Below are 8969 nucleotides of genomic sequence, written 5' to 3' on the forward strand. Positions count from 1 at the left end.
ATCACGCTCCGCCGTCTAGCCAACAAACAGAAGAAAATTGCTTAACGCCCTCTTACAGGTCGGCTTCCACTACGAAGGCGACAACACGGTCATCGACTTGGGGAGGATCTACTTTCCGCCCATGCCCGGCGAGAACTACGAGTACCAAGGTCCAGCAGGCCAGATCGAACTGGTGGGTCGTGTCAATCTGACCGAGAGCGACTTCATTTTTTCATCCTAAGCGCTTAGGCGGCTCCAGACCTTTGGCACGGAGCCGCCAATGCGCGCTCCTGCAATGCGATAAGCACCTCGCCTCTAGTGAGCGACTTTACAGTACCGAAACTTACACTCGCCTTTTTGACATGCTCAGCAATCTATGAGCCGAGCGTCCCAAGCCGAGCCTTTCGGTACCAACCTCGCGGCATGCAAGATTAATAGCGCGAGCCGTACTGATAGGAGTACCGCGGCCCGTCCTGGTAGGAGTACCGCGGCCCGTACCCGTAAGGCCGATAGTGGCGTGAGAAGTGGTCATGCCGTGGCCGCGCGTAACCGCGCCAGTGGTGAGGCGGCGGAGCATAGCGCGGCCGGTAATCGCGGTGGTGGTAGCCACGCTCGTAGTGCACCGGCGAGATTGGCGCGGCTTGCTCGGCTGAACCGGCGGGCTTCGTGGCACTGTATGGCGTCGCCGTAGCGATGCCGGTGATGGTGCCGGCCGAGAGCAGTGCAAGCCCAAGGGCGGCTGCGACGAGAAGCCTACGCATGGTGTCCTCCGGATCGGGATGTCCGACGAGGCATGGTGGCGCTCGGGTCACGGCAGGATCGAGGCGGATCGGCCTTGATTTGAAGACAGATTGTAACAGCGTGTGTGAGGCGCTTAGGCGCTGCCGATCGACACCCGGGGGCGGTCGGCCTGCGGCGTCTGTGGATATCGGGGACAAACGCGGCCGCTTTACGCTTGGTGCTGACAGTGTGTTTATGATTGGTTCTAGTCTTCAGTCATGCCCGACGATTCGCCCCCAGCTCGCTCCGCAAGAACCGCCTGCTTCGATCCCTTGGCACTGCGCATGATGCCATCGGAGCGAGAGCTCGTGGCCGCGTTTATGGAGCGCGTGCTGGCGGCTCATCCCGCCTGGCCTTGGCCGCTGATTGAAGAGGAGGCACGGCAGCGGGCCGAAGAGGTTCTCGCCATCGTGCGTCGGTGACCGGGCAGTGGGTCAAGCTTCCGCTCGAGCCAACACACGGACGACGATCGTGGGGGTTCAGGCACCGCGGCTGGCGGGTGCCGGCACTCTGCGCTCGACCGAGCGCCATCGAGCCCTCGACGGTCGTCCGCTCGCCGCCGTTGCGCCTTGTGAGACGCTCTTGGGACAGCCATGTGCCGGACCAGAGCCGCCGTAGGAGGCTACCGTGCTGTTTCCAACACCCCCTCTGCCGAGCCGTCGTCATCTGCTTGCCACGGGCGCACTGGCTGCAATCGCCGGGTCAGGGATCATCGACCATGCAAGGGCACAGCCCCCGATGTCAGTGCCGACCCCTCGGCAGACCACCGGCCCTTTTTACCCGGTGGACTGGGAGGGCGACACGGATGGTGATCTCGTCCGGGTGACGGGCGCTGCGGCGATGGCGCAAGGGGTGGTGACCCATTTGCGCGGGCGGGTGTTGGATGTCCGTGGTGCGCCTTTGCCAGGCGCCATTGTCGAGATTTGGCAATGCGACGCCCTCGGCCGCTATCGTCATCCGCGCGATCGACAGGACCGACGCGACGAGGGTTTCCAGGGTCGCGGGCGTGTGGTCGCTGGGGCTGATGGCAGCTACGCGTTCCGGACCATTCGCCCTGTGGCGTATCCGGGCCGGACACCGCATATCCATGTGGCGATTGCTGCACCGGGTCGTCAGCCGCTCGTGACGCAATTCTATGTCGATGGCGAGCCGCTGAACGAGCGTGACGGCTTGTTCAACGCTCTGCGAGACCCACGCCAGCGCGACGCGGTCATGCTGCGGCTGCAGCACGCAGATCGGATCGAGACGGGCGTTCTTCTGGCTAACCGCGACATCGTGCTGGGCTGACACGTGTGTTGCACCGGCGTGCCGTTGAGTGAGCGAGCGGCGCGGACGTTAGCTCATACCGGTTAGCAGGCCGCCCGCGTCATCACATGTGCAACCGTTGTATACATCCAAACCCCGCTGCCGCGCGGCATAGACATGCAGCGTTCGGTCAGCGCCCGTGCGATCGCGGCTTGGCCACTGACACCTTCGGTCCGCAGCGGCTCAGTTTCTAACTCCCGCCGGTGCGGCGGGCTCGACCCCACTCGGAGAGAGGAGGGCCGCCGCTCTGTCCCACCGTAAGGACCCGCTGGTTTGACACATGATCGGGGGACAGGGGCAGAATAGCGAACGGGAGGACCCTAATGCCTTTCTTGAACCGGCCGGACGGCAGAATTGCCTATCAGACCTACGGATCTGGCTTCCCCGTATTGCTGTTTGCGCCAGGCGGCCTGCGGTCTCGCATGGAGATGTGGTCGTCTCCGTTTGGCAGCCCTCACCGGCCCTGGGTTGACTGGACACAGGCGCTGCCTGCAGCAGGCTTTACGGCCATTGCTATGGACCAACGCAATGCGGGAAAATCTCAGGCCGAGATCAGGGCCGATCACGGATGGCACACCTACGCGACCGATCATCTGGCACTGATGGACCATCTAGGCTTTGAGCGCTTCCATGTGCTGGGCGGCTGCATCGGCGGGAGCTTCTGCCTAAAGGTGGTGGAGATAGCTCCGCACCGTGTCACCGCAGCGGTGCTGCAGAACCCGATCGGCCTGCATCCAGAGCATCCGGAGTATTTCCCCGACAGCCATGCCGCCTGGGGCCGGGAGCAGCGCGAGGCGCGGCCCGAACTGGACAGCGGCGCGACCGAGGCCTTCGGCCGGAACATGTGGAACGGCGACTTCGTCTTCTCAGTCGATCACGCCTTCGCCCGCACCTGCCCGGTGCCCACCATGCTGCTGCCCGGGAGCGATACGCCGCATCCTGCTAAGACCAGCGCAGAACTGGCCGGCCTCTTGCCCGGGGTGGAGGTTCTTGTCGATTGGCGCGGCCCGGAGCACCTGGCCACGCAGGAGGCGCGCGTCGTCACCTTCCTTCAGCGCCATACGCCCGATCGGTAGCGGGCACGAGCGGTGGGGCTAATCCAATCCTGTGCCCGGCATCAAGTGCCTAGGACCGGCCGTAGGGATAGCACCGTGCCCGGTCCAGCCTCAGGCCGAAGCGAGCTCCAAGGACAGCGATCGCCTCGCTATGAGCGGGGTAGGGATCACTATTGCCATGACCGACAACAACGGGGCGTAGTTCCGGCTGCGTCCGACCCGGCGGCGGCAGCATGGCCGTTACAAGTGGGCGCCCCTCATCGTCACGCAACGTCAGGAACACCGGTAACACGCGTCGGATATGGCTGGCGCGACGGATGTCCTGCTCGATGAAGGGTATTCCAGTTGTATCGAAGGCCTCCGAGGCGGCTTCGAACGCGCGTCTGAAATGCTTCTCGACCGCATGCCGCATGAGCTCGGATTCCTGCACCGCCTCGGCCTCGGACTGGATACGAAACCAAGCGCCGCCTCCTGCAACGTCGCATACATATTCCATGATTTCCTCCACAGGGCGCGCCTCACGCTAGCCCGACCCTTCCTCGGAGCGGAACCAAGGTGTCGAGACCGAAGCGAGATCAGCAAGTGACGCGAGCCATCACCCGCTGTACGGTCGTGTGCGTCCAGACCGCACAACCATTTGGCGTCGGTACGCCCCGCTCCGTCAGCGCCCTGGCTATCGCCGCGTGGCCGGTGACACCCTCGGCGTATAGCCGCTCCACCTCCAGCACCAGCCGATGCGCTGCTCGCTCTGCCGCCATGCGCCGCGCCTGGGCCGCTGCGATGGCGTCAGGGTCCTTGGGTGGCCGGTAGCCCCTATCCCCGCCCAGGACAGCCCCACGAGCCTTGGCCGCCGCCAGCGCCGCCCTGGTCCGCTCGCCGATCAGCTCCCGCTCCTTCTGCGCCATGGCGGCGTAGATGCGCATCATGAGGTCATCGGCGCCGGGCATGTCGGCCGCCCGGATTTGATAGCCCTCCTCCAAAAGCCCAGGGAGGGTATGGGCACGCCGGGTAATGCGATCGAGCCGAGCCGCGACTAACACCGCGCCGAGCTGGCGGCAGCGGGCCAGCGCCGCCTGGAAGCCCGGCCGGTGGTCGTCCTTGCCGCTGGCGATGTCGGAGTACTCAGCGACCAAGATCCAGCCTTGGGCCTCGGCGAAGGCGCGGACGCTGGCCTGTTGTGCCTCGAGCCCAAGGCCGCTCTGCCCCTGCTCAGCGGTCGAGACCCGATAGAGTCCGACCGCCAGCCTGGCAGCGCCGTGGAGCGTGGGCCGCATCAGCCGGCCTCCGCGATGCGGTAGACGGTGTAGCTGCCCTTGGCGCCCTCCTTACCGGGGCCGACCTGGCGGACCCGCTCGGCTGCCTCGATTGCGATGCCCTGGCGCCGCTTCAGCCCGGCGAAAAAGCCGCGGACCGTGTGGGCCTGCCAGCCGGTGGCCTCCGCGATCTGGGCGACGGTGGCGCCTTCCGGCCGGCGCAGCATGGCGAGCACCTGTTGCTGCTTTGTGCCCTCGCGCGGTTTGCGGGGTTGGGCCGGATCGCGCGGCGGCCGGTTGGGCTTGCTGGCGAGTGCGGCGCACAGAGCGGCGATCGCATCGGGCAGACGCGCTTCTCGGGCCTTCTCATCGTCCCAGGCGGCTAGCACAGCCTCCGCCGCGGCGCGCAGCCCTTGGCGGCTCGGCATCGCTGGAGAGGCCTCAGCGGAGGCAGCGGGTGGCTTCTGGGCCGGCGGAGTGGCCTCGTAAGCCTCAGGCGCGTGTGCGGCCGTTGTAGGAGCTTCTGCCGAGGCGCCCGCGTCGGCGGTCTCGGCAGCGGAGCGCAGGCCCGCCTCGGCCAGGCGGTAGTTCACGGGGACACCGTTCACCGTCCAGGCTGTGCTCTCGTCCGGCTGACCAAGCGCTGCCGGCTCGATCAGGCCCTTGGCGAGGAGGCTCCGGCGAATGGCGTCGCGCGGCGCCGGGGCGAGCCGGGCCGGAGGAGCGATGAGGTGTTGCGGGTGCTGTAGCGCGGCGGCGAGGATCGAGGCTTGCGTCGGGGTAGGCGTCATGGCGGGCTCCTTGTGCAGCACCCGACCAACCGGGTGCTACTGCCCAGAGCCCCGCCGAATAACTGGTCGGGGCGGCGCACCCGGGCTTACAGCGGCGCGTAACGACCATTTGCTCTATGTGAGTAGGAAGGGAAGCCGGATAGTGCAGCTTGGGCTAGATTGATCGGCATGGACCATCGTCAGCGTAGTTTCTTCCCGCCCGCCGGCTCGCCGCTGGCGCGCCTGCTCGATGGCCCAATGGCACCGGGACGGTTGGTTTGGATCGGGCTACGCCCAGCCCGCAGGGCACCAATGATCAGTGTCAACGAGGCAAGACTTGAAGCAGGGCGAGGGCTTGAGGGCGACCGCTGGCACGGTGCCGAGGATGGAGCGCGTCAGGTGACGGTGATCGCGCAGGAGCATCTCGCCGCTATCGCAAGCTTTCTCGGCCGGCCTGCTGTGGACCCGCGGCAGCTCCGACGCAATCTGGTTGTCGCCGGCTTCAACTTATTCGCCTTGAAAAGCAGACGGTTTCGCATTGGCGGCGCGCTGCTGGAGTGGAGCGGCGAGTGCCATCCGTGCTCCCGCATGGAGGATGAGCTCGGGCCGGGCGGGTACAATGCTGTTCGCCACCATGGCGGCATCACTGCACGGGTTATGGAGGCCGGTGTGATCACGGTTGGGGACAGTGTCATGCGGCTGCCGCTCGACGAAACACCGTCCATGTAAATCACGGCCGCTACGGCAAGGCTGTGCCTGTTCCTCTAGAGTTGCCGCGCTGACCGCTTCCGCAGCAGCATAGCAGTGGAAACGGGGAGGCGACATAAATGGCCGGGATCTTCGCAGGCCTCAAGGTGATCGACGCAGCCACCTATGTGGCAGGCCCTTCAGCAGCCACCATCCTGGGCGATTTCGGCGCCACCGTTATCAAGTTGGAGCCGCCTGGAGGTGACGCGTACCGCATGTTGGCTACCGCCCCCGGCCAGCCACGTAGTGAGACAGACTACCCTTGGATGCTCGACAATCGGGGCAAGCGCGGTCTCATCCTGGACCTCAAGCGCGCCGACGCCCAGGCGGTGCTGCATCGGATGATCATCTCCACCGACGTCTTCGTAACCAACACAGTGCCCAGGCTGCGTACCGGTCTTGGTATCGGTCCTGATACCCTGGCGGCGCTGAACCCGCAGCTGATCTATGCGGCACTTACCGCATATGGCGAGACCGGGCCGGAGGCGGACAAGACCGGCTTCGACGCTACCGCCTACTGGGCCCGCAGCGGCCTGATGGACCTCGTCAGGTCTGATGCCGGTGCTCCGCCTGCCCGCTCGGTAGCCGGCATGGGAGACCATCCGGCCGGCCTCGCCCTTTACGGCGCCGTCGTCACCGCGCTCTACCGGCGGGAACGAACAGGTCAAGGCGGGTTCGTGCACGTCTCACTCCTTGACGCAGGGCTTTGGTCTAACGGTTTCATGGTGCAAGCGGCATTGGACGGGGCACACTTCGTACCCCGGCCACCGCGCGACCAGGCGCCAAATGCCCTGGTGAACCTGTATCAGGCTGGCTGCGGCCGCTGGTTCCTGCTCGCGCTACTCAACGAGACGCGGCAATGGCCGGCGCTGCTGGAGGTGCTCGGTCAACCGAATTGGGGCAATGCCCCGCGTTTCGCCAGTCAAATCAAGCGTCGGACGCACGCGTCAGCGCTGGTCGCCGTGCTTGATGCCGCCTTCGCGTCCCGCACCTTGACCGAGTGGCGGCCGCTGCTGGATGCTGCCGGCCTGACCTTTGATGCCGTGGCGACCACGGGGGAGGCAGCGGCGGCAGACCAGCCGCGGGCGACAGGTGCCATTCGTCAAACGGTCGCTGGGGGCTGGACGGTGGACAGTCCCCTGCACATCGCAGGCGAGGCCAAATCGCCTGCAAGGCCGCCGCCAAGCCTCGCCGGGGATGAGGATGCTATCCTATCCGAGCTTGGCTACACGCCGGCGGAAATCAGAACGCTGCGCGAAGCTGGTGCTTTGGGCCGACGGTAGGCGTCCGGGCTGTTGTCGCGCATGTCCACCTTAATTGAATTATAGAGCCGGCTTGGGCCATCTTGAACTGAGCACTGCGCCGGATGGTGTCTCTGTCAGCAAAGCCAGCGAACTTGTCCAAGTGCAACCAAGCCGGCTCTTTAAGTCAGTCAGCCCGCCACACGAGCAAGGAAGCCGTTGTATGACCCAACCATTGCGCGGTCGCGTTGCCCTGGTCACGGGCGGGTCTCGAGGGATTGGTGCTGCGGTTTCCTTAGCCTTGGGTGAGGCTGGGGCAGCCGTCGCCATCAACTACCGTTCAAGGTCAGCCGACGCCGAGGCGGTTGCCTGCAAGATTAGCCAAGGATCTGGCCGAGCGGTCACCCTTCAAGCAGACGTCGCTGACAGTAGTGCCGTTGCCGCTCTGGTGCAGAGCGTCTCTGAGCAGATCGGGCCCGTTGATATTCTCATCAACAACGCCGGCATCGCCCTGATCCGCGGCATCGACGATCTGACCGAGGCCGACTTTGATGAAACGATCACCGTCAACCTGAAATCCGCTTTTCTTTGCACCCAGGCGGTGCTGCCACACATGCGTGCGCAGCGCTGGGGCCGCATCGTCAACATGTCGTCCGGCGCAGCGCGAGGCGCAGGTGCAGTTGGGGTGCACTACAACGCGTCCAAAGCCGGCATGGAAGGACTGACGCGCGGCTATGCCGCTCGGCTTGTCAAGGAGGGTATCACGGTCAATGCAGTCGCGCCGTCCCTCATTGAAACCGACATGGTGAAGTCGGGCGTGGCCCAATCGCCGTCTCGCATTCCGCTTGGCCGATTTGGAACGACCGACGAGGTGGCGCAGGTGGTCATGATGCTGTTGGGCAATGCATATATGACGGGCCAAACCGTGGCGCTGTCTGGCGGGATGGCTTTTAATTGAAGGGTGGTCGCCTTTGTCGCAAGCAGCCAGCATTGGAATGTCCGCCACATTGGCATGGCCATAGGCACCGCGTTTCGGGGCTGCATGTTGCGTCAAATCGTGAGAGTGGCTTGGCATGAAAGTCGTTATTCAATGCGCCGGGGCTAAGCATCCAAACGCCGCAACCTTCGAGTCCGGAGATGGCCGCCGGGTTTCGTTCGTTGCGCGTCCTGAACTGGTGACCCGGAACCCGGGGATTTTGCATGCACATCCCGACCAACCTTCTGATATTCCCGGCAAGATTTGGCGGGACAGGGTGGTCCACGAGAACAACGGGGCGGACGCCTCGACGCTGCTGCCGGCAGCGCAGCTGTACACCTCACCGACCTACGCTGCGCTCGAGCGTTTTATCGGTTCGGAGAACCTATTCATCCTCTCGGCTGGCTGGGGGCTCGTCCGCGGCAGCTTCCGGCTGCCCGCTTACGACATATCCTTCAGTGGCTCGGCTGATCCTCATTGCCGGAGACGGTCGGGCGACGAGTTTGCCGACTTCAATGCACTGGCAGAGCAATTACCCGGCGACACAGTCTTCCTCGGTGGAAAAGATTACCTGCCTCTGTTCTTGCGGCTCACTGCGTCCGATCCGGGCCGCCGCCTCGTCTTCTTCAATGCCAGCCGACAACCGCAGGCGCCGGGCTGCTTAGTGCAGCCCTACATCACGCCGCGTCGCACCAACTGGCACTACAGCTGCGCCAGTGACCTAATTCAAGGCGTGCTGGTGCCGAACTTCGGAGCCGCATGAAGACAAGGCGGAGATCGAACTGACTGCGCTTGGATTTTAAGTCGCCTAGGAGCCCGTCCCGGTAACGGCTGAAACGGCTAGACAGGTCTGGCGTGCGATG

General features: G+C 64.8%; 11 protein-coding genes. 8 read left to right on the plus strand and 3 right to left on the minus strand.

The features are described from left to right. Positions 1-37 precede the first annotated feature (37 nt). The 4 genes from AC5JJ1_RS05285 to AC5JJ1_RS05300 all read left to right on the plus strand — a co-directional run bounded on the left by AC5JJ1_RS05285 (position 38) and on the right by AC5JJ1_RS05300 (position 3140). Entirely contained in the window at positions 38-220 is a 183-nt protein-coding gene (locus AC5JJ1_RS05285; RefSeq protein WP_495784070.1) for a hypothetical protein, read from the plus strand. A 757-nt stretch (positions 221-977) separates the two neighbouring features. Next, a complete protein-coding gene (locus tag AC5JJ1_RS05290; RefSeq protein ID WP_495784071.1) occupies positions 978-1181 on the plus strand; it encodes a hypothetical protein in 204 nt (67 codons plus the stop codon). Between the two features lie 316 nt (positions 1182-1497). Further along, complete coding sequence (locus AC5JJ1_RS05295; protein WP_495784072.1) at positions 1498-2046, plus strand: dioxygenase family protein; 549 nt, start codon at positions 1498-1500, stop codon at positions 2044-2046. A gap of 341 nt (positions 2047-2387) precedes the next feature. Further along, positions 2388-3140: an alpha/beta fold hydrolase gene (locus AC5JJ1_RS05300; protein ID WP_495784073.1), complete on the plus strand. Its 753-nt coding sequence runs from the start codon at positions 2388-2390 to the stop codon at positions 3138-3140. A 49-nt stretch (positions 3141-3189) separates the two neighbouring features. Here AC5JJ1_RS05300 and AC5JJ1_RS05305 read toward each other — a convergent pair whose 3' ends face one another. From AC5JJ1_RS05305 to AC5JJ1_RS05315, 3 genes are all read right to left on the minus strand, one after another. Then, on the minus strand, positions 3190-3627 hold the full coding sequence (locus AC5JJ1_RS05305; protein WP_495784074.1) for a hypothetical protein: 438 nt from the start codon (positions 3625-3627) through the stop codon (positions 3190-3192). 67 nt (positions 3628-3694) lie between these two features. After that, entirely contained in the window at positions 3695-4393 is a 699-nt protein-coding gene (locus AC5JJ1_RS05310; protein WP_495784075.1) for a recombinase family protein, read from the minus strand. Next, the gene (locus AC5JJ1_RS05315) at positions 4393-5184 is read right to left on the minus strand and encodes a DUF3489 domain-containing protein (RefSeq protein WP_495784076.1); all 792 of its coding nucleotides are present in this window, start codon (positions 5182-5184) and stop codon (positions 4393-4395) included. Before AC5JJ1_RS05315 ends, AC5JJ1_RS05310 begins: the two co-directional genes overlap by 1 nt. A 357-nt stretch (positions 5185-5541) precedes the next feature. On the opposite strand from AC5JJ1_RS05315, the gene AC5JJ1_RS05320 reads away from it, so the two are divergent. From AC5JJ1_RS05320 to AC5JJ1_RS05335, 4 genes are all read left to right on the plus strand, one after another. After that, positions 5542-5871 (plus strand): MOSC domain-containing protein, encoded by a 330-nt coding sequence (locus tag AC5JJ1_RS05320; protein ID WP_495784077.1) that lies wholly within the window; start codon positions 5542-5544, stop codon positions 5869-5871. A gap of 98 nt (positions 5872-5969) precedes the next feature. Then, on the plus strand, positions 5970-7172 hold the full coding sequence (locus tag AC5JJ1_RS05325) for a CaiB/BaiF CoA transferase family protein (RefSeq protein ID WP_495784078.1): 1203 nt from the start codon (positions 5970-5972) through the stop codon (positions 7170-7172). A gap of 181 nt (positions 7173-7353) precedes the next feature. Beyond that, positions 7354-8088 carry an SDR family NAD(P)-dependent oxidoreductase gene (locus AC5JJ1_RS05330; RefSeq protein WP_495784079.1) on the plus strand — a complete coding sequence of 245 codons (735 nt, stop codon included), beginning with the start codon at positions 7354-7356 and terminating at the stop codon, positions 8086-8088. 115 nt (positions 8089-8203) lie between these two features. Next, positions 8204-8869, plus strand: a complete 666-nt coding sequence (locus AC5JJ1_RS05335) for a YaaA family protein (RefSeq protein WP_495784080.1) — start codon at positions 8204-8206, stop codon at positions 8867-8869. Positions 8870-8969: the final 100 nt, after the last annotated feature.

The sequence above is a fragment of the Belnapia sp. genome (assembly GCF_059504005.1).

What these genes read in the sequence shown, in the direction of transcription:
- AC5JJ1_RS05310 (WP_495784075.1), bottom strand. Translation starts at nt 4,393, where the DNA reads ATGCGGCCCACGCTCCACGGCGCTGCCAGGCTGGCGGTCGGACTCTAT.
- AC5JJ1_RS05330 (WP_495784079.1), top strand. Translation starts at nt 7,354, where the DNA reads ATGACCCAACCATTGCGCGGTCGCGTTGCCCTGGTCACGGGCGGGTCT.
- AC5JJ1_RS05325 (WP_495784078.1), top strand. Translation starts at nt 5,970, where the DNA reads ATGGCCGGGATCTTCGCAGGCCTCAAGGTGATCGACGCAGCCACCTAT.
- AC5JJ1_RS05290 (WP_495784071.1), top strand. Translation starts at nt 978, where the DNA reads ATGCCCGACGATTCGCCCCCAGCTCGCTCCGCAAGAACCGCCTGCTTC.
- AC5JJ1_RS05335 (WP_495784080.1), top strand. Translation starts at nt 8,204, where the DNA reads ATGAAAGTCGTTATTCAATGCGCCGGGGCTAAGCATCCAAACGCCGCA.
- AC5JJ1_RS05300 (WP_495784073.1), top strand. Translation starts at nt 2,388, where the DNA reads ATGCCTTTCTTGAACCGGCCGGACGGCAGAATTGCCTATCAGACCTAC.
- AC5JJ1_RS05295 (WP_495784072.1), top strand. Translation starts at nt 1,498, where the DNA reads ATGTCAGTGCCGACCCCTCGGCAGACCACCGGCCCTTTTTACCCGGTG.